The organism is Bradyrhizobium sp. (genome assembly GCF_047605465.1).
Classification (GTDB): Bacteria; Pseudomonadota; Alphaproteobacteria; order Rhizobiales; family Xanthobacteraceae; genus Bradyrhizobium.
Genome location: NZ_JASGFS010000006.1, coordinates 32107 through 52110, shown reverse-complemented (window position 1 = coordinate 52110; position 20004 = coordinate 32107). Strand labels below are relative to the sequence as shown.

General features: G+C 65.3%; 14 protein-coding genes. 7 read left to right on the top strand and 7 right to left on the bottom strand.

The annotated features are described in order from the left end of the window. Positions 1–18 precede the first annotated feature (18 nt). Together QM712_RS08440 and QM712_RS08435 are read right to left on the bottom strand one after the other, a co-directional pair. A complete protein-coding gene (locus tag QM712_RS08440) occupies positions 19–2466 on the bottom strand; it encodes an adenylate/guanylate cyclase domain-containing protein (protein ID WP_415022617.1) in 2448 nt (815 codons plus the stop codon). Positions 2467–2716: 250 nt separating this feature from the next. Next, the gene (locus QM712_RS08435) at positions 2717–4741 is read right to left on the bottom strand and encodes an AsmA family protein (RefSeq protein ID WP_415022616.1); all 2025 of its coding nucleotides are present in this window, start codon (positions 4739–4741) and stop codon (positions 2717–2719) included. A 223-nt stretch (positions 4742–4964) separates the two neighbouring features. Here QM712_RS08435 and QM712_RS08430 point away from each other — a divergent pair, with 223 nt between their 5' ends. Further along, positions 4965–5639 (top strand): Crp/Fnr family transcriptional regulator, encoded by a 675-nt coding sequence (locus tag QM712_RS08430; RefSeq protein WP_415022615.1) that lies wholly within the window; start codon positions 4965–4967, stop codon positions 5637–5639. A gap of 182 nt (positions 5640–5821) precedes the next feature. Here the strand turns inward: QM712_RS08430 and QM712_RS08425 are convergent, their stop codons facing one another. From QM712_RS08425 to QM712_RS08410, 4 genes are all read right to left on the bottom strand, one after another. Beyond that, a complete protein-coding gene (locus QM712_RS08425) occupies positions 5822–8974 on the bottom strand; it encodes an efflux RND transporter permease subunit (RefSeq protein ID WP_415022614.1) in 3153 nt (1050 codons plus the stop codon). Next, on the bottom strand, positions 8974–9903 hold the full coding sequence (locus QM712_RS08420; protein ID WP_415022613.1) for an efflux RND transporter periplasmic adaptor subunit: 930 nt from the start codon (positions 9901–9903) through the stop codon (positions 8974–8976). The genes QM712_RS08425 and QM712_RS08420 overlap by 1 nt, the downstream gene beginning before the upstream one ends. Positions 9904–10043: 140 nt before the next feature. Beyond that, a complete protein-coding gene (locus tag QM712_RS08415) occupies positions 10044–10715 on the bottom strand; it encodes an OmpA family protein (protein ID WP_415022612.1) in 672 nt (223 codons plus the stop codon). Between the two features lie 153 nt (positions 10716–10868). Further along, positions 10869–12353 carry a caspase family protein gene (locus tag QM712_RS08410; RefSeq protein WP_415022611.1) on the bottom strand — a complete coding sequence of 495 codons (1485 nt, stop codon included), beginning with the start codon at positions 12351–12353 and terminating at the stop codon, positions 10869–10871. A 367-nt stretch (positions 12354–12720) separates the two neighbouring features. Here QM712_RS08410 and QM712_RS08405 point away from each other — a divergent pair, with 367 nt between their 5' ends. Continuing rightward, entirely contained in the window at positions 12721–13527 is an 807-nt protein-coding gene (locus QM712_RS08405; protein ID WP_415022610.1) for an N-acyl homoserine lactonase family protein, read from the top strand. 146 nt (positions 13528–13673) lie between these two features. Here the strand turns inward: QM712_RS08405 and QM712_RS08400 are convergent, their stop codons facing one another. After that, entirely contained in the window at positions 13674–14216 is a 543-nt protein-coding gene (locus tag QM712_RS08400; protein ID WP_415022609.1) for a MarR family winged helix-turn-helix transcriptional regulator, read from the bottom strand. Between the two features lie 109 nt (positions 14217–14325). On the opposite strand from QM712_RS08400, the gene QM712_RS08395 reads away from it, so the two are divergent. From QM712_RS08395 to fahA, 5 genes are all read left to right on the top strand, one after another. Then, positions 14326–15954 (top strand): FAD-dependent oxidoreductase, encoded by a 1629-nt coding sequence (locus QM712_RS08395; protein WP_415022608.1) that lies wholly within the window; start codon positions 14326–14328, stop codon positions 15952–15954. Between the two features lie 11 nt (positions 15955–15965). Next, positions 15966–16190, top strand: coding sequence for a DUF2783 domain-containing protein (locus QM712_RS08390; protein ID WP_415022607.1), 225 nt, complete (start codon positions 15966–15968; stop codon positions 16188–16190). 23 nt (positions 16191–16213) lie between these two features. After that, positions 16214–17170, top strand: coding sequence for an MBL fold metallo-hydrolase (locus tag QM712_RS08385; RefSeq protein WP_415022606.1), 957 nt, complete (start codon positions 16214–16216; stop codon positions 17168–17170). A gap of 2 nt (positions 17171–17172) precedes the next feature. After that, positions 17173–18519 carry a homogentisate 1,2-dioxygenase gene (gene hmgA / locus QM712_RS08380; protein WP_415022605.1) on the top strand — a complete coding sequence of 449 codons (1347 nt, stop codon included), beginning with the start codon at positions 17173–17175 and terminating at the stop codon, positions 18517–18519. Between the two features lie 122 nt (positions 18520–18641). After that, complete coding sequence (gene fahA, locus QM712_RS08375; RefSeq protein WP_415022604.1) at positions 18642–19913, top strand: fumarylacetoacetase; 1272 nt, start codon at positions 18642–18644, stop codon at positions 19911–19913. Positions 19914–20004: the final 91 nt, after the last annotated feature.

The window sequence follows — 20004 nt, the reverse complement described above, 5'->3', positions numbered from 1 at the left end:
TGCTCCGCGCTGCCGCCCTTACATCCGCCGCCGCGCCGCGGAGGCATCCACCACGTTGTCCACTTCCTCGTGCCACGACAGGATCTCCATCGCCAGCACGGGATGATTGAAGCCCTTGAGCTGGAGATCGTCGAGCGCACGCGCCTCGACCCAGGGCTCGACCATGCCGTAGACGCGCCGGCTGACCACGACCTGTCCGGCCCTGGCTTCGTCGCAGAGGCGTGAGGCGAGGTTGGTGACGCTACCGATCGCGGCGTATTCCAGCCGCTGCTCGAAGCCGATCTGGCCGAGCGTGGCGTAGCCCATGGCGACGCCGAGGCCGAAGCCGAGAGAGTGGCCGCGGTTCTTCCATTTCTCGGTGAGGATGCCGATCGCGTCGCGCATCTCGACCGCCATCTTCACCGCGCGCTTGGTATGGTCGGCGAACTGGATCGGTGCGTTGAACAGGATCATCACGCCGTCGCCGGCGAAGCGGTCGAGCGTGCCTTCGTAGCGGTGGATCAGCTCGCCGAGCGCGGCGTGATATTCGCGCAGCACGTTCATCGCCTCTTCCGGCTCGGTGGCTTCCGTGAACGATGTAAAGCCGCGCAGGTCGCAGAACACGACGGTGACCTCGCGGCGATGGCTGTCGAGCAGCGCGTCGTGGCCGTCGGAGGAGGCGATCAGTTGCGCGACCTGCGGTGCGAGGAAGCGCTCGAGCCGCTTGATGCGGCCGATCTCGCCGAGCTGCTTCTCGACTCGTTCCTCCAAAGATCGGTTCCAGTTGCGGAGCTGCTCGGTCTGCTCCTGCAGCTGCGTCGCCTGTTGCTGCACGGTCTCGTGCGCGGCGGCGAGCTCGCGGCCCTTGTGGTCGACTTCGGTGAACAGGCGCGCATTGCGCATCGCCAGCACGGCCTGGTGCGCGAACGTGCGCATCAGCCCGATCACGCTGCCTTCGAACTCGCCGCTGGCACGGCGCAGCACCACCAGCGAGCCCAGCGTGCCCTGCTGGTCGACCAGCGGCACCACCAGCACGGAATGGAAGCCGGCATTGACCGCGACGTCGCGCAGCGGCTGCTCGGCGGCATGGTCGAGATCGGCAATCGCGATCGGCTCGCCGCTGCCGGCGGCATCGCTCAGGATGTTCGCGCCCTCGTCGATCGTGACATGCGCACCCTCCTGCGACTTGTCGATGCCGTCGGCCTCGACCAGGTTGAAGCGCCGCGTCTCGGCATCGTGGCCGTAGATCAGCACCGCATCGGCATGGGTGATCTCGAGCGCGCGCGCGGCGATCGTCGGCAGCACGGCGTTGAGATCGAGCGAAGCGGCGACCGCGCGGCCGACCTCTTCCAGCACCTTGAGCTCGTTGATCGACTGCGCGAGGTCGCGCGTGCGTTCCTCGACCTTGGTTTCGAGGTCCGAATAGGTCTCCTGGAGCTGGCCGGCCATGCGGTTGAACTGTCCGGCGAGCTCTTCGAGCTCGTCGGAGGTGTGTACGTCGATGCGGTGGCTGAAATCGCCTTCGCCGAGCCGATGCGCGCCGTCGCGCAGCGCCGTGATCGGGATGATCATGCGGCGCGCCAGCAGCGTTCCGGCGAGGATCGCGACCATCAGGCCCACGCCGATCAGGAGCGCGATGCGGACGAGCTGGTCGCGGATCGGCATCAGCGCCTGCGTGGTCGGCTGCTCGAACATCACGCTCCAGCCGAGCTTCGGCACGGCGCTGGCGGCCGTCAGCACCGAATAGCCGTTGAAGTCGGTGCCTGACGAACCTGGCTCGCGGCCGGGGGCGATCGCGGCGGCGACTTGCGGCAGTTTCGACAGGTCCTTGCCGACATCGGGCCCCTTCGACGACGTCGCCAGCACCCGCCCGCGCGGATCGACTACATAGGCGAAGGTGGCCTTGCCGACCTGGGCATCGGAGAGGAAGTCGGAGAGGAAGCTGAGATCGATGTCGGCGACCGTGACGCCGGCATTGAAGCCGGAATGCGCCACCGAGATCGACATGAAAGGCGTCTTGTCGGAGAAATAGGCCGGCGAATAGCTGACGCCGCGTGCGACCGTGTCGGTAAAGCGCATGTCACGGGAAAGATCGGCATTGCCGCCGGTCGAGGTCGATTGACGCGAGACCCGGAGCACCTCGCGGCCATCGCCGTTGAGCTGGAACAGCTGGCTGACGACCGAGACCTGGTGCAGGAGCTGGGCGTAGTCGGCGCGGCGCTTCTCGATGGTGTCCTGGCTGGCCCGAGTCACCCAGCTGATCTGGCGTTCGAGCTCGGACACCGACTGTTCGATCCGCCGGGCGGCGGCCTGAGCCTTGTCCCCCAGCCCGTCCGTCAGCGTCGTCTTGGTGGCGCGGTAGGAGATCCAGGTCTCCATCGCGCCGTTGACGGCGAGCACGAACACGACGAGGCCGACGAGGGAGACGACATATTTTGCGAACAGGCCCTCGCGCAGAAACCAGGTCTTGTCTTTCGCTCCCGCCATCCGGATCCTCTTGCGCCGCCACAAACGCCGGCGCTACGGGCCGTACCGGCCCTGCGACACTTCTACCACAATTTGGGCCAGGGGACCGGCGCCGCGGCCGACGTGGTTACCCGATGCAGGCGCCATGCCGGGCGGGACGGGTGGTGAATTGTCGCAGCCGCCACGGTCCGCGCCTCATCCGTTCGGACGAAGAAGCGATGCAGCGCCTGAGGTAGACGTTGCCGCGGAGTCCCCAGCGTTGGTCCGCCGATTACCGATTGAAGAGTTGCCGCAGCACGTCGTTCATCGGCTGGCTGTCCTGCTGCGCGACCGGCGGGTCCTCCTGCGTGACGGGAGGCGCCGGCGAAGCCTGCGGTGCGGGCGTCGACGGTGTTGCGGGCAGGCTGCGGCTCCGGCCGGCGCCGCTGGAGAGCCCTTGCTGGATCAGATTGCCGATCGTCTCCCCCAGCGCGCCGCCGAGCGGATTGTTCTGCGCCGGCTGCTGCCCCTGCGGATTGGTGTTGCCGGCGGCGTTGCCGCCGTTCGGCGCTGCGCCGCCAAGTCCGAAGCTGCCCAGGATATTGCCGAGCCCCGCGCCGTCGGGGCCGAACAGACCCTTGCCCATCTCGCGCAGCCTGGCATAGGCGGCGTCCGGATTGTCCAGCACGCCTGCCATGTCGGGGTAGATCCGCGGCTGCGACCAGGAGCCTTCGATCATCACGGGGATGCCGAAGCCGACCGGTTCGGTGGTGCGGCCCTGGCCCTCCGTGGTCAGCACCAGTTTCGGCTCGACGCGGAACCCCATCATCTTGGTGTCGAGGGCGATCGTGCCGGCGCCGGTCACGCGCACCAATGGGCCGATCAGGTTGAGATCGGTCGTTACCGCCTGGCCCTTGTCGATGCGGAACGAGGCGGAGAGCTGGGACAGGTCGGTGGATTGCTGCTCGCCCTGCTGCCAGCCGGAGAGCGTTCCGGACGTCAGCGAACGGATCATCTGCGCGACGTTGATGCCGCGAATGGCGCCGTCCTGGAAATTGGCGAATGCGGTCCCCTGCATGTTCGCCATCAGCGCGCGCTGGCTGGTGCCGGCGCTGCGCAGCGCGAGCTTGGCCTGCAGCCTGCCGTCGATCCGGTCGAAATCGGCGAGACCCTGGAGCAACGGCAACGCGCGGACGCCGACGAGATCGGAATGCATCGCAAAGCTGGGCGAGCCGCTGGTCGCATCCAGGATCACCTCGCCCGAGACCTGGCCGCCATAGGCGCCGAGATTGGAGGTCCCTGCTTTCAGCACGCCGCCGGCGAGCTTCGCATCGAACGCGAGTGGGGCGAGGCGGGCCTCGCCGATCACGGCCTCATTGGCCGAAATCCTGATTTGAGCATCGACATAATTGAGGCCGGAGACGTCGATCGGCGCATCGCTCCAGGGCTGGCCGGATGCGTTCTCTGGTGTCTTCGACAGCGGAACGGCAAGCCGCTGGAAGTCGAGATCGACCTTGACCAGGGGCTTGCTCGCGATGTCGACCGAGGCCCAGCCGTTGAACGCGCCATTGCCGAACGCGCCGTTCACCCCGTTGATCATCACGATCGCGCCGTTGAGCCGGATCTCGGCGTGGCCGGTGAGCTGGGACGACAGCACGTCGGGCATGTCGATGGAAAAATCGACCGGTATCGTCTGCCGATCGATCGGCGGCGCCGGTGTGATCGCCTTGATGTCGAACTTCAGGGGATGTTCCCCGGCGCGTGCGGTTCCGTTGAACGTGACCTTGCGGTCGCGGCCGGCGACGGCTTCGGCATTGATGGCACTGACGCGGCCTTCGATACGGTCGCGCACGCGCGAGAACGCGACTTCGCCATCGGCAATCCTGATGCGGTCTATGGTCGCACCGTCCATATCGATCGCGAGCGGTTTGGTCGACGCGTCCGCATTCGGCAGGCGCTCGCGCAGCAGCGGCTGGAAGAGCACCGGATGGGTGATGATGAGCTCGCTGATCTTCGGACGGCCCGACCACACGCTGGAGAGCGACATGTCGGCCTGCACGCTGTCGACGGTGAGGCGTGTGATGCCGCTACGGTCCTTCGGATCCTGCAGCGTGAGATCGTTCAGCGTGACGTTCAGCGTCGGCCACAGGCTGATTTTCGTGGTGCCGTCGATCGACAGGCGATAGCCGGTCGCGCTCTCGACCCGCGAGGCAATCGTCGAGGACAGGAAGCCCGAGGGGATCCCGATCACCAGGAGAAGCGCGATGACGATGATGACGGCGACCATCGCGACGCCGGCGAATTTGACTGCTCTCATGTCGACTTTCCAACGAGGGACGAGCGGTGCCGCATCCGGCATGTCACCCGTCCTTTGCGCCGGAGTTTATCCCGGGACGGGAAGCTGCTCCAAGCGGCCAAAAATAGTCCGGGGGTGCTGCAAAGTTATGTGACTTATGACACACTTCTCCGGCGCGGTTTTACGCGATTGTGATGTTGATGGTTCCAAGCGATTTGCCAAGGAAATTTACAGGGAAATTGAAATGAGCAAGCAGGCCGAATTTGCGGTCATCCTGAAGATGAACCCGATGTTCGCCGATCTGGGCACTGACGAACTTCAGCGGTTGTCCAATCTCTGTCACACCCAGCATCTGGCGAACGGCGAGGTCCTGTTTCAGAAGGGTGATGCCGGCGATGCGCTGTTCGGTGTTCGCCGCGGCCAGGTCCGCATCGAGACCGGCGCCTCCGACGGCAGCCGGTTGACGCTGAACTTCATGGGGCCCGGCGATCTGTTCGGCGAGGTCGCCGTGCTCGACGGCCAGAGCCGCACGGCGGATGCGACCGCAGGCGAAGCCAGCGAATTGTTCGTGCTGCGGCGCGAAGACTTCCTCACCTTCCTCGAACGTGAACCGAAGGTCGCGATCAAGATCATCGCGCTGCTTTGCCAGCGCATTCGGTGGCAGAGCGAGCGCATGGAAGAGTCCATGTTGCAGCCGCTGCCGGTGCGCCTCGCCCGGCGGCTCTGCGCGCTCGCGGCCGATTTCGGCTCCGAGGTTCATATCTCGCAGGAGCAGCTCGGCGTGTTCGTCGGTGCCGCCCGCGAGAGCGTCAACCGCCAGCTTCAGGCCTGGCGCAAGGAGGCGATCCTCGATCTCCAGCGCGGCCGCATCCTGCTGCGCAACATGACCAAGCTGACATCGATCGCGCGAAACGAATAAAGCGCAGAGGCGCGCCTCGATCTCATCGGGGCGACACACCCTGCTTTTCGGCTTCGACATGCGCGAACGCTATGGCCGGCGCTTGCCGGCAAGCTCTTCGTAGCAGCGACGATTCTTCACGACATCTGGCCCGCGGAGGACTGCCTGCCGGATCGTGCCGGCATAGTCCGTCCCTGCCTCGTCTACTCGGCTGCAGGATGCACGATGCTCTTCGGGACCGGCGGTGCGGCGCCGGCGGGCGCGGCTCCGTGATGATCGGTGATCTCGGCGTCCTCGCTGTGCACGATCAGCCGCTTGCCGAAGCGCCAGATCAGCGCGCCGAGATCGTCCATCACCATGAACATCGCGGGCACGAACACCAGCGACAGGATCGTCGAGAAGATCAGGCCGCCGATCACCGCGAGCGCCATCGGTGAGCGGAACTCGCCACCGGCGCCGACCGCGAGGGCGCTCGGCATCATGCCAGCGGCCATGGCGATCGTGGTCATCACGATCGGGCGGGCGCGCTTCATGCCGGCATCGATCATCGCCTCGTCGCGCGGCTTGCCGGCGTTGATGGCTTCGATCGCGAATTCCACCAGCATGATGGCGTTCTTGGTGACGATGCCCATCAGCATCAGGATGCCGATCCAGACCGGCGTGGTGAGCTGCTTTCCGGTGACGAGCAGGGCCGCGATGGCGCCGCCGATCGACAGCGGCAGCGAGAACAGGATGGTGATCGGTTGCAGGAAAGTGCCGAACAGCAGCACCAGCACCGCATAGACCATCATCAGGCCGGCGGTGATCGCGGTGGCGAAGCCGTCGGACAGTTCGTTCAGGCTTTCGGCATCGCCCGAGGGACTGACCCTCACGCCTTTCGGCAGGCTCTTCATCACCGGAAGCTCGGCGATCTTCTTGGTGGCGTCGCCGAGCGCGGCGGAGCCGACGAGGTCGGCGGCGACGGTCGCCTGCCGCTCACGATCGTAGCGGTTGATGCTGGTCGGGCCCTGATCGAGCTTGACGTCGGCGATGACGGAGAGCGGTACGCCGCCCTTCTCGCCGCGCTCGCCGAGCGGCACGCGCAATTGCTCCAGGGTCTTGAGATTGCCGCGCGCGGCATCCTCGAGCTGGACCCGGATCGGCACCAGGCGGTCGCCGACGTCGAACTTGGCGAGAGCCGGACCGACGTCGCCGATGGTCGCGACGCGGATGGTCTGCGACAGGCTCTCGGTCGAGACGCCGAGACGCGCGGCGAGATCGGCGCGCGGCTCGATGCGCAGCTCGGGGCGTTCGAGCGCGGTTTCCGAGATCACGTTGGAGATCGTCGGAATTCGCTTCATCTGCGTCGCGAGCTCGCTCGCGACGTTGTTGACGATGTTGGCGTCGACGCCGGTCACCACCAGCGAGATCGCGCGCAGGCCGTTCTCGTCGAGGAACCAGAAGCGGATGTCGGGGATGTTCTCGAGTTCCTGGCTGATCGAGAATTCGAGTTCGCGCTGGGTGATGTCGCGGTCGGTCTTGGGCGTGTAGTTGATGATCAAGGCGGCCCGGCGCACTTCCTGTGTCCCCGGCGGGACACGTCCGCCGTCGACGAAGATGCTCTTGACCTCCGGCCGCTTGCGCAGGCGCGCGACGATGTCCTCGGTGACCTTCTCGGTGTAGGAGAGCTGGGTTCCGGGCGGCAGCTCGATCGCGAGCAGCGAGCGCGCGCTATCCTGCGCGGGCAGGAAGCCTTGCGGCAGCAGCGTGATGCTCCAGATCGAGGCGGCGAAGATGCCGAAGCCGATCAGCACGGTGATGAAATAATGCTTCACCGACCAGGCGACGATCTTGTGGTAGGTGCGCAGAATCCGGCCCGGCGGCGGCTCCTCGTGATTGTGATGCTTGAGGAAGTACGCGGCCAGCATCGGCGTCACGAAGCGCGCGGCGAGCAGCGAGAAGAACACCTGCACCGACACGGTGATGCCGAACTGCTTGAAGAACTGCCCGGCGATGCCCGACATGAAGCTCGCCGGCGCGAAGATCGCGATGATCGTGAGTGAGATCGCGATCACCGCGAGGCCGATCTCGTCGGCGGCCTCCAGTGCGGCACGATAGGGCGATTTGCCCATGTTCATGTGCCGGACGATGTTCTCGATCTCGACGATGGCGTCGTCGACGAGAATGCCTGTCGACAGCGTGATCGCGAGGAAGCTGACGAGGTTCAGCGAGAAGCCGAGGATGTCCATCGCCCAGAACGCCGGGAAGATCGACAGCGGCAGCGAGATCGCGGCGATGATCGTGGCGCGCAAGTCGCGCAGGAACAACAGCACGATCACGACCGCGAGGATGGCGCCCTCGAACAGGGTCGAAATCGCCGCCTCGTAATTGCCCTTGGTGTACTCGACCGAGGTATCGATCAGCTTGAGGTCGACGTCGGGATAGGCGGCCTTCAGCGCGTCGATGCGCTTCTGCACGGCGGCGGCGACCACGACGTCGCTGGCGCCCTTGGAACGCTTGATGCCGAGCGCGACGACCGGCTCGCCGTTGAAGCGGGCGAAGGTGCGGCGATCGGCGATGGTGTCGGTGACGGTGCCGAGATCGTCGAGCCGGACCTCGCCGCCGCCGAACAGCGGGATCATGGTGCCGGCGAGATCGCTCAGCGTCTTGGCGCCCGCGAGCGTGCGGATCGCCTGGTCGTTCTTGCCGATCTCGGCCCGTCCACCGGCGACGTCGACATTGGTGCCGCGCAGGCTCTGGCTGACGTTGACGGCGGTGAGTCCCATCGCCTGCAGACGGTCGGGATCGAGCGAGACCAGGATCTCGCGTTCGACACCGCCGATGCGCTCGACCTGTGCGACGCCGCGCACGCCCTGCAGCGCGCGCTTGACCACGTCGTCGACGAAATAGGAGAGCTGCTCCGGCGTCTTGCCGGGCGAGATCGCGGCGTAGGTGACGATCGGCAGGCCGATCACGTCGACGCGCTGGATCAGCGGCTCGGTGACGTTCTGCGGCAGGTTGGAGCGCACGCGCGTCACCGCGTCCTTGACGTCGTTGAGCGCGCGGTCGGTGTTGGTTTCCAGCGCGAACTGGATGGTTGTGACCGACAGACCATCGGTGATCGAGGAGGTGATGTGCCGCACGCCCTCGACGCCGGAAACGGCGTCTTCAACCGTCTTGGTGACCTGGGATTCGAGTTCGGTGGGCGCCGCGCCGAACTGCGACACCGCCACCGAGATCACGGGAATGTCGGCCGACGGCAGCCGCGTCACCGCGAGCTTGGTGAAGGAGACCCAGCCGAGGATCAGGAGGATGATCGAAAAGACAACCGACGGCAGCGGATTGCGGATCGACCAAGCCGAGATATTGAGAGCCATCAGCGTACCCGCGATCGATCGAGTTCATCGGCGAACATGGTTTTGATCTGGTCGCCGTCGTGCAGCGAGGAACCGGCGTCGGCCACGACGATTTCGCCGACGTCGAGCCCTTCCAGAATTTCTGTCGCGCTGTCGGACGTCAGCCCGACACGCACCTTGCGTGTTTCGATGGTGTTGCCCTTGACCACCTGGACGGTGAGATGGTCGATGGCGGTCTTCGGCACGGCGACGCCGCAGCTCCGCTTGGCGTCGATGGACGCGCGGGCGAACACGCCGACCTTCAGCGACGGATTGTTGGTGACGCTGATGCGGACGCGGCCGAGCTGGGTGGCGCGGTCGATCTCCGGTGCGACCAGCCGGACCCGTCCGATCAGGTCGGACGCGTCGTCGCGGCTGATCCGGACCGTCGCGCCGGGGCTGAGCTTCGGCATGTGGACGGCGGGGACCTGCGCATCCAGCTCGATCTCGTTGTTGACGGCGATGCGGAACATCGGGCCGGCCTGCGGCGAGGCCGGGGCGCCGACGATGGTGCGGACCTCGGTGACGAGGCCGGCGGCCGGAGCCTTCAGCGAGATCGGGCCCTGCGCGCCTGGGCGCTGCGGCTGACCCGGAATCTGCGGCGGCGCCGTCAGGCGGGCCAGCTCCTGATTTTCCGTCACGGTCATTCCCTCCGTGACGAACACGTCGGTGACCTTGGAACCTTCCTGCTCGGCGATGACCACGGCCTCGCGGCGCGGCACGAAGAAGCCGGTTACCCGAACCAGGTCGGAGAAGCAGGCGTTGGTCGATTTCGTCACGATGACGAGCGCTTCGCCCGGCGTTTCCTTCTTTTCCGGACGATGCCGATGCTCGAACCAATAATAGCCGACGCCGAGCACGATGACGAACAGCACGGTTCCGGCAGGCTTGAGATATTCGGTGACGTTCATCGCCGGATCATCCTGGCCTGGCTTGTCGCTGAGAGAGTTCGCCCGAAATGAAGCGGCGTCCCGCAAGGCTGCGGGACGCGCTCTGGAAGCAGGAATTCACACCACATTACGACTGGTCACTTCAAGGCATTGCGTCGTGGTCACTTCGCGGCGGTCGTCTTGTTTTCCATGTTGACGACCTGCACGCGGCGATTTGCCTCGGCCATCGGCTGGCTCGGGTCCTTCAGCTTGCTCTTGCCGTAGCCGACGGTGACGAGGTCGGTCGCGGAGATATTGTACTTTTCGACGAGGTAGCGCTTGATCGAGTCCGCGCGGCGCTCCGACAGGTCCTGATTGTAGGATTCACCGCCGGCGGCGTCGGTGTGGCCGGCGACGACGAAGGTCGACCCCTTGAGGTCCGAGCTGGTGAGGGCGCGGCCGAGCGCCTGCACCGAGGCCAGCGACTTGCTGCTGATATTGGCCGAGTTGTAGTCGAAGGTGATTTCGAGATCGATGTTCGGCTTGTCCTTGGCGACCGAGGCGATTTCCTCGCGCTCGGTCGACGACAGCGAGCGCGTGGTGCGGCCGCGGACGGTCTGAAGCAGCTTGGTTTCCGCCGCGCTCGGCGCCGGCTCGGACTGCGGGCCGATCGAGAGGCCGCGGGTTAGCGGCTTCTTCGGCGGCGGCGCCAGCGCGCGGACGATCTCGTCCTCGGTGACGTTCTTGCTGTTGGTCTCGTCACCCGCGAACGCGGGCATGACGGGCAGCGACAGCGCCGCGCCGATGACCAGGGTGGAAAGGATCGCGGTAAGTCCCTTTGCAGCCAATTTCATTGCCAGTCCCTCCTGCGCGGCCGCAGCCAGCTCGCGCGGTTTCAAAAACTTTCTGCAATAAGCCCCCCGGAAAGGCCGCTTGCGCATCCTTCGGATTAGTCTGCGCCGAACCGTCCCGGGTTCGAGATTTCTCGGTCGAAACTCACAAAAATATCAACGTACTCCGTAACTTGCGAACTCCTGAACGATGTTCGGGTCCATCGCCTTGGCATTGGCGATATCCAGGGCGCCTTCCTGGGCCGAGCCGTTACGCTGCTTGGCCAGGCCCCGCCCGTAGAGCGACGAGGTCAGGCGCGGATTGATCCTCAAGGCCGCGTCGAAATCGGAGATGGCATTCTTGACCGCTCCGGATTTGAGGTTGACGAGCCCCCGGCTGTCCAGCGCATCGACGAAGTTCGGCCGCAGCCGCAAGGCCTCGTTGCAATCCTTCAACGCGCCCTGGAGGTCGCCGACCACGGTGCGGGTCCAGCAGCGGTTGTTCAGGGCCTCGACATCCTTGCCGTTGATGCGGAGCGTGTCGTCGAAATCCTTGATGGCGAGGTTGTAGGCGCCCTTGCTGGCATAGACCTGGCCGCGCCGGTACAGCGCATTCACGTCGTCCGGATTGGCGGCGATCTTGGCAGTGAGGCCCTTGATGGTGGGATCGTCAGCCAGCACGGCCTGGCTGGGGCCGCTGTCCGTGCCGGGATCGACCGGCTTCGGCGGGGGTGGTGGGGGCGGAGGCAAGGCGGCCTCGACCTGCGGCCTGGGCGCCGGCGTCACGGCTGTCTCGGCCGGCGGTTTCGGCGGCGGGGGCGGCGATGGCGGAGCCGGCGGGTTGTTCGCGGCCACGGGCGGCGGCGCGGGAGGCGCAGGCGGCGGTAGTGAGCTCGGCCGGGAGCCGCCGGCGCCGGGGATGAACGAGAAATCCTCGGCCAGCGAGGACGAGATCCACGGCACCTGCTCGCCGCGCGAGGCGCGGGTGACGCCCATCTTGGTGCGGTTCAGCGTCTCCTCGGCCATCAGGTCGGGGACACGAATTTCCTTCAGCAGTTCCTGAACGAACAGGCTGTGATCGCCGCCGGCATCCGAGACCACCGAGGCCAACGCCGCCGAATACATCACCAGCGTGCCGTTCGGCGCGATCACCGGCGTCAGGCCGGCCGAGAAACTGCGGAACCGGCGCTCGAACGGGTTGCGCCTGCTGGCGTCGACCAGCGCGATCTTGACGCCGGCGCCGCGGGTATTGAGCTCACCGAGCACGGTCTCGAGGCTGAAGCCGTCACGGCGCACGTCGGATTCGGTCCAGATCTGCGCGTCGACCGGGAGCATATAGCTCTGGCGCGCCGACTGGATGCCGAAGCCGCTGAAGAACACCAGCGCCACCGAGCCCGGCTTGATCTTGCCGTAGAGCTTGTCGAAGGCGCGGCGCATGCCGTCGCCGGTCAGGTTCTCGCCGATGTCGACGGCAAACCCGTCGCGCTTGAGCTCGTCCGCGACATCGCGCGCGTCATTGAGCGGTTCCTTCAGCGGGCTGTCGGCGTCCGGATATTTGGCATTGCCGATCACCAGCGCGTAACGGTCGCTGGCCGCGAGCGACGGAGCGGCCGGGACGAGAGAAACGAGCAATGGCAGAAGGAAAAGGAAGCGAATTTTCATAATCAGCGCGGTCCAGCCACAAAGGCGCCGTTCCCAGCTTGCGCCGCGGCGACCTTAACTTACGCAAATTGCATTATCAAACCGGGGATGAGGTGCGTCAACCGCTTGGAGATTCGGCGCTATCGCGACAATTGACCGCGAGGCACGGGTACACTGCGAGAGGATCAAAACGGTCTGTCACGGTTGCGCTCGACACGATCTGGTTCGGCATTGCGGTTGTGATGCTAGGGCCTCCACGGCGCCCGGAATGTGATTGGTCTCACACTGCGCCGTCGCCGCTGTCGCTCGCGCCGATGTTTGACGTTTCTCGCGGACAATGGCTTGCTGCGCCCGATCGGCTCCGAAAACTCAGAAGAAAAGCAAGACCATGGGAAACGCCTACGAAATCTACGCCCTGCGCTATGCGACCATGACGCCGCGCACCCCCAGCATGAACTTCCTGTTGCCCGACCCGCATGACAGCGCGGCGCAGGATCTCGATTATTTCGTCTGGCTGATCCGCGGCGGTGGCCGCGACATCCTGGTCGATACCGGGTTCAATGCCGAGGAGGCGACCGCGCGGGCGCGCAAGCTGACGCTCAATCCGGTCGATGCGCTCGAGCGCTTCGGCGTCGCGGCGTCGAGCCTTCGCGACATTATCGTGACACATCTGCATTACGATCATGCCGGCAATCTCGACCGCTTTCCGAACGCGCGGTTTCATCTCCAGGAGCGCGAGATGAGCTATGCGACGGGGCGCTGCATGTGCAACGGCTTGTTGCGACATCCGTTCTCGGTCGAGCACGTCACCCAGATGGTGCGCCATGTCTATGGCGAGCGCGTCACGTTCTATTCCGGCGACGGCGAGGTCGCGCCCGGTGTCACCGTGCACCGCGTCGGTGGCCATTCCGATGGCCTGCAGGTCGTCAAGGTCGACACCGCGCGTGGACCGGTGGTGCTCGCCTCCGATGCCGCGCATTACTACGCCAATCTGCAGCGCCGGAGCCCGTTCCCGATCGTCTACAATGTCGGCGACATGGCGCAGGGTTGGGAGACGATCGAACGTCTCGCCGGTCATCCCGACCGCTTCATTCCCGGCCACGATCCCATCGTGACGCAGATCTATCCGCGCGCCGGCGACCAGCACGATGTCTGGTCACTGCATCTGCCGCCGTCGAGATCATTTGCGACCTAGCGCGATGCCGGATCTCAACCTGAGGAGGCCGCATGGCGGCGGTCTCGAAGGATGAAGGCCGAGGCGGTATAGGTGCAGGCCTTCATGGTTCGGGACGGAACTCCGCGCCTCCCCAGCATGAGGGGCGGGCGCGGCGCGCCGATCGATCAATAGGCCTGCTTGGCGTCGGCCTCTTCGCTGGTCTGGATCAGGTCGAGGCTTTGCTCGATCTTGCCGAGCAGCGCCGACAGCTGCCTGCGCTCCTGCGCAGAGAGGCAGGCGAGGATCTCGTCTTCGCGCCGCAGCAGTTGCGGGAACAGCTCCTCGTAGAGCCCGCGGCCCTTCGTCGTCAGTTGCAGACGAAATTCGCGGCGGTCGGCTTCGTTCTCCACCCGCTCGATCAGCCCCTCGTGCAGGAGCATGGTCACCGCGCGGCTGATGGTGGATTTATGCGTACGTGTGCACTGCGAGATGTATTGCGCGCTGCAGGCGTCGTTGCGAAAACCCAGCGTCGCCAGCACGCGCCAGGCCGGAATGTCCAGGCCATGACGTTCCTGGTACTCGACTGCGAGCGCGGAACTGACCTCCGCCGCGAGCCTGTTCAGGCGGAACGGCACGAACTTGAAGAGATCGAGGCGCGACTTCTGCTGCGGCTCCGTCTCGTCCACACTTCGGGCCTTCAGCGCGATATCGCTGGATGTCCTCGCCAAGAATACGCTCCGAATTCCAGTTGACGACCGGACGGCTCCGGTCCAAAATAGTTGCACGTGAGACTATCTAGCAGATCAGTCCTCTCCTGACCAGAGCCGAGATTAGCGCATGGCGCAGGCTAAGACCCATCAGGCCAAAACCCAGTTCGGCTATCGCCGCCATCCCGATCAGGATCGTCCGGGCGACCATCCGGCCGGCCATGCGGTCGTCGTGGTCGGGGCGGGCCCGGTCGGCCTGTCGCTGGCGATCGACCTCGCCCAGCGTGGCCAGCGCGTCGTTGTTCTGGACGATGCCGATCGCATCGGCGAAGGCTCCCGCGCGATCTGCTTCTCCAAGCGATCGCTGGAATATTGGGACCGGCTCGGCGTCGGCGACCGCATGGTCGACAAGGGTGTGGTGTGGAGCGTCGGCCGCATCTTCCACGGGGAGTCGCAGCTCTACCAGTTCAATCTGCTGCCCGAGGACGGTCACAAGCGGCCGGCCTTCATCAATCTGCAGCAATATTACGCCGAGGCCTATCTGGTCGATCGCATCGGCGATCTGCCTGCGATCGACCTGCGCTGGCGCAACAAGGTGACGGGGCTGGAGCAGCGCAACGATTCAGCCCTGTTGACGATCGAAACGCCGGAGGGCGCCTACCGCCTGCAGGCGCAATACGTCATCGCCTGCGACGGTGCGCGGTCCTCGCTGCGGCAGATGGTCGGCGCCGAGTTCGCAGGGCAGGTGTTCGAGGATCAATTCCTGATCGCCGACGTCAGGATGACCGCGGAATTCCCGACCGAGCGCTGGTTCTGGTTCGATCCGCCGTTTCATGCGGGACGCTCGGCGCTGCTGCACCGGCAGCCCGACAACGTCTGGCGCATCGATCTCCAGCTCAGCCGCGACGCCGATCCCGTCGTGGAAAAGCAGCCGGAGCACGTGCGGCCAAGGATCGCGCGCATGCTCGGTCACGACCAGTTCGAGTTCGAATGGATCTCGCTCTACAAATTCCAGTGCCGGCGGATGGACCGCTTCATCCATGGGCGCGTGATCTTCGCGGGAGATTCCGCGCATCAGGTGTCGCCCTTCGGTGCACGCGGTGCCAATTCCGGGCTCGAGGACGCCGAGAACCTCTCCTGGAAGCTCGACCGCGTGCTGCGCGGCACCTCGCCGGGAAGCCTGCTGGAGAGCTACCACATCGAGCGGAGCCTGGCGGCTGACGAGAACATCCGCGAATCCACCCGCTCGACCGATTTCATGGCGCCGAACACATCTCAGGAAGCGCGGCTGCGCAAGGCGGTGCTGGCGCTGGCCAAGGAGACCGAATTCGGCAAGCGCATGGTCAATGGCGGCCGGCTGTCGGTGCCGTGCAGTTACGACTCGCCGCTCTCGTCCCCCGATACGGATGCGTGGCGCGGCGGACCATCTCCCGGCAGCTCCATGCTCGACGCGCCCATCGCCACGCGCGCGGGCGAACAGGCCCATTTGACGGATGCATTCCGCACGGGTGGATCGGACTTCGCGTTGCTGTCGTTCGGCAACGGCGCGGCGATCGATGCGCCCGAAGGATTGAGGGACATCCGCATCGGCGCCGCGGACGGCCCCGTCGATCCCTCGGGTCTCGTCGCCAGTCGTTATGACGCCGAACCGGGCGCGGCCTACCTGCTCCGGCCCGACGGGTACGTTGCTGCGCGCTTCCGCCATCCGACGCGAGCGACGATCGCGGCGGCGCTGTCGCGCGCCGAGGGCTTGAATTGAAGGTGATCCCTATGGCGCTCTCAACCGCTTCCAATTTCACGCGGCCCGATGACGCCTTTCGCGCCATCGTCGAGGCGCATCGCGGACTTTCGGATGACCAGAGCGCCGATTTCGACGCGGCGCTGGTGCTGATCCTCGCCAACCACATCGGCAACATCGACGTGCTGCGTGAGGCGATCGCTCTCGCCCGGCGTCGCATGATCGACGGCCAGCAGCAACAGCAGCAACAACAATAACCCTGTGACCTGAGGACAAACTGATGGCGAAGAATTTCGCATCCACCGGCGACCTTTCCGAGAAGAAGATCACCTTCTCCGAGATCGGCCCCGATCTCTATGCCTTCACGGCCGAGGGCGATCCGAACACCGCCGTCATCGTCGGCGACGACGGCTGTCTCGTGTTCGACGCGCAGGCGACACCGGCAATGGCCAACAAGGTGATCGAGCGTGTCCGCGCCGTCACCGACAAGCCGATCAAATATGTCGTGCTGTCGCACTACCACGCCGTTCGCGTGCTGGGGGCCTCCGCCTACAAGGCGCAGGGCATCGTGGCCTCGCAGGAGACTTATCGTCTCATCGAGGAACGCGGCAAGCAGGATTGGGACTCCGAATACGGCCGCTTCCCGCGCCTGTTCCAGGACGCACAGAGCATCCCCGGCCTGACCTGGCCGACGCTGACCTTCGAAGGCGAGATGTCGATCTATCTCGGCAAGCGCGAGGTGCGCCTCATGCAGCTCGGCGCCGGCCATACCTCCGGCGACATCGTCGCCTGGGTGCCGGATGCCGAGGTGATGTTCTCCGGCGATCTCATCGAGTATCACTCGGCCTGCTATTGCGGCGATGCGCATTTGCGCGAATGGCCACTCACGCTCAACGAGATCCGCAACTTCAATCCCAAGGCGATCGCGCCGGGACGCGGCGATGCGCTGAACGGTGTCGCCACCGTGCGCGAAGCCATCGCGATGACGCGCGACTTCGTCACCTCGCTCTACGGCGCTGCCGAGATCTCGGTCGCCAAGGGGCGCACGCTGAAGGAATCCATGGCGGCGACGCGCGAAGTGATGGATCCGAAGTTCCACAGCTTCGCCATCTACGAGCATTGCCTGCCGTTCAACGTGTCGCGCGCCTTCGACGAGGCCTCCGGCATCGACGATCCCGTGATCTGGACCGACAAGCGCGACCAGGAAATGTGGGCCGCCCTGCAAGGAGGAGGATAGTCATGAACATCAACACCTCGCCTGATCAGATCGTCCGGAGTTCGGCCCAGGTCACGCCGGGCTACATGTCCGGCTTTGGCAACAGCTTCGAGACCGAAGCGCTGCCAGGCGCTCTGCCGATCGGGCGCAACTCGCCGCAGCGCTGCGCCTACGGTCTCTATGCCGAACAGCTCTCCGGCTCGCCCTTCACCGCGCCACGCGGCACCAACGAGCGCTCCTGGCTCTATCGCATCCGTCCCTCGGTGAAGCATTCGGGACGGTTCGAGAAAGTCGATGCGGGCCTGTGGCGCTCGGCGCCGTGCCACGAATACGACCTGCCCATCGCGCAGATGCGCTGGGACCCGGCGCCGATGCCGAAGGAGGATGTCACCTTCGTCCAGGGCGTGCAGAGCATGACCACCGCCGGCGACGTCAATACGCAGGCCGGCATGGCCGCGCATCTCTACCTCATCACCAGATCGATGGTGGACCAGCATTTCTACAATGCCGACGGCGAGCTGATGTTCGTGCTTCAGCAGGGCAATCTGCGCCTCGTCACCGAGTTCGGCCGCATCGACGCCGCGCCCGGCGAGATCGTGGTGATTCCGCGCGGCGTCAAGTTCCGGGTCGAGATTCCGAACGGTCCGGCGCGCGGCTATCTCTGTGAGAACTACGGAGGAGCCTTCACGCTGCCGGAGCGGGGGCCGATCGGCGCCAACTGTCTCGCGAACGCGCGCGACTTCCTCACGCCAGTCGCGCATTACGAGGACAAGGACACGCCGACCGAGCTGTTCGTGAAATGGGGCGGCTCGCTGTACAAGACGACTTTGCCGCATTCGCCGATCGACGTGGTCGCCTGGCACGGCAATTACGCACCCTACAAGTACGATCTGCGCACCTTCTCGCCGGTCGGCGCGATCGGCTTCGATCATCCCGATCCGTCGATCTTCACGGTGCTGACCTCACCGTCGGAGACGACTGGCACGGCGAACATCGATTTCGTGATCTTCCCCGAGCGCTGGATGGTCGCCGACAACACCTTCCGTCCACCCTGGTATCACATGAACATCATGAGCGAGTTCATGGGCCTGATCTACGGTGTCTACGACGCCAAGCCGCAGGGTTTCGTCCCGGGCGGCATCAGCCTGCACAATTGCATGCTGCCGCATGGCCCGGACCGCGACGCCTTCGAGCATGCCAGCAACGGCGAGCTGAAGCCGGTGAAGCTGACCGGCACGATGGCCTTCATGTTCGAGACCCGCTATCCGCAGCGCGTCACCGCGCACGCCGCAAGCGCCTCGACGCTCCAGGAGGACTATGCGGATTGCTGGAAGGGGCTCGAGAAGCGCTTCGATCCGAACCGGCCGTAGTTCATTCGCCACAGACTGCCATCATGCCGGGCTCGTCCCGGGCATCCACGTATTGAAGCAAAGACGGATCGTGGATGGCCGGGACAAGTCGGGCCATGACGATCGCAAGCTCGGAGAGTCACGTGCCACATCCCAACGATCCCAGCCTCCGCTCCTTCATCGAGGTCGATGCCGCTTCAGACTTCCCGATCCAGAACCTGCCTTACGGTGTGTTCTCGACCGCGGCCAATCCGACACCACGGGTCGGCGTCGCCATCGGTCAATACGTGCTCGATCTCTGGGAGCTCGAGCAGGATTCCCGGCTCGAGGTCGGCCCGCTCGGCGTGTTCTCCGCGCCGTCGCTCAATCCGTTCATGGCATTGGGACCCAAGATCTGGGCCAGGACGCGGGCGCGGATCAGCGAGCTTCTGCGCCACGATCATCCCGAACTGCGCGACAACGAGGAGCTGCGCAAGCAGGTGCTGGTGCCGATGCGCGAGGCCAGGCTGCATCTGCCGTTTGCGGTTTCCGGCTACACCGATTTCTATTCGTCCAGGGAGCACGCCACCAATGTCGGCGTGATGTTCCGCGGCAAGGACAATGCGCTGCAGCCGAACTGGCTGCACATGCCGATCGCCTACAATGGCCGCGCTTCGACCGTCGTGGTCTCCGGTACCCGGGTGAAGCGCCCGCGCGGGCAATTGAAGCCGCCGAATGTGGACGCGCCGAGCTTCGGGCCGTGCAAGCGGCTCGATTTCGAGCTGGAGATGGGCGTCGTGGTCGGCCAGCCGTCGCCGATGGGCGGCATGCTCACCGAACAGCAGGCCGAGGACATGATCTTCGGCTTCGTCCTGCTCAACGACTGGAGCGCGCGCGACATCCAGCAATGGGAATACGTGCCGCTCGGGCCGTTCCTCGCCAAGGCGTTCGCGACCTCGATCAGCCCGTGGGTCGTCACGCGCGAGGCTCTGGAGCCGTTCCGGTCGAAGGGGCCGGAGCAGCAGCCGGCGCCACTCGATTATCTCAAGCAGAGCCGGCCGCAGAACTACGATCTCGAGCTCGACGTGGCCTTGCGCGCTGCCGGCGCCAACGCGCCAGTCGGAATCAGCCGCACCAATTTCAGATACATGTACTGGTCGTCGGTGCAGCAATTGATGCACCACGCTTCCAGCGGCTGCGCCATGAATGTCGGCGATCTCCTGGGGAGCGGCACCATCTCCGGGCCCGAGAAGAACCAGCGCGGCAGTCTTCTGGAGATCAGCTGGAACGGCACCGAGCCGGTCGAACTGCCCGGAGGCGTCAAGCGCTCGTTCCTGGAGGACGGCGACAGCCTCGTGATGCGCGGCTGGTGCCAGGGCAACGGCTATCGCGTCGGCTTCGGCGAGGTCGAAGGGACGATCTTGGCGTCGGAGTAGCCGTCGGAGCCGCCACAATCTCCATTATTGCGAGGGCCGCGCTCGCTTTGCCCACCCTACGAGATTCGCTGCGTTCGCAATGACGGCGTGA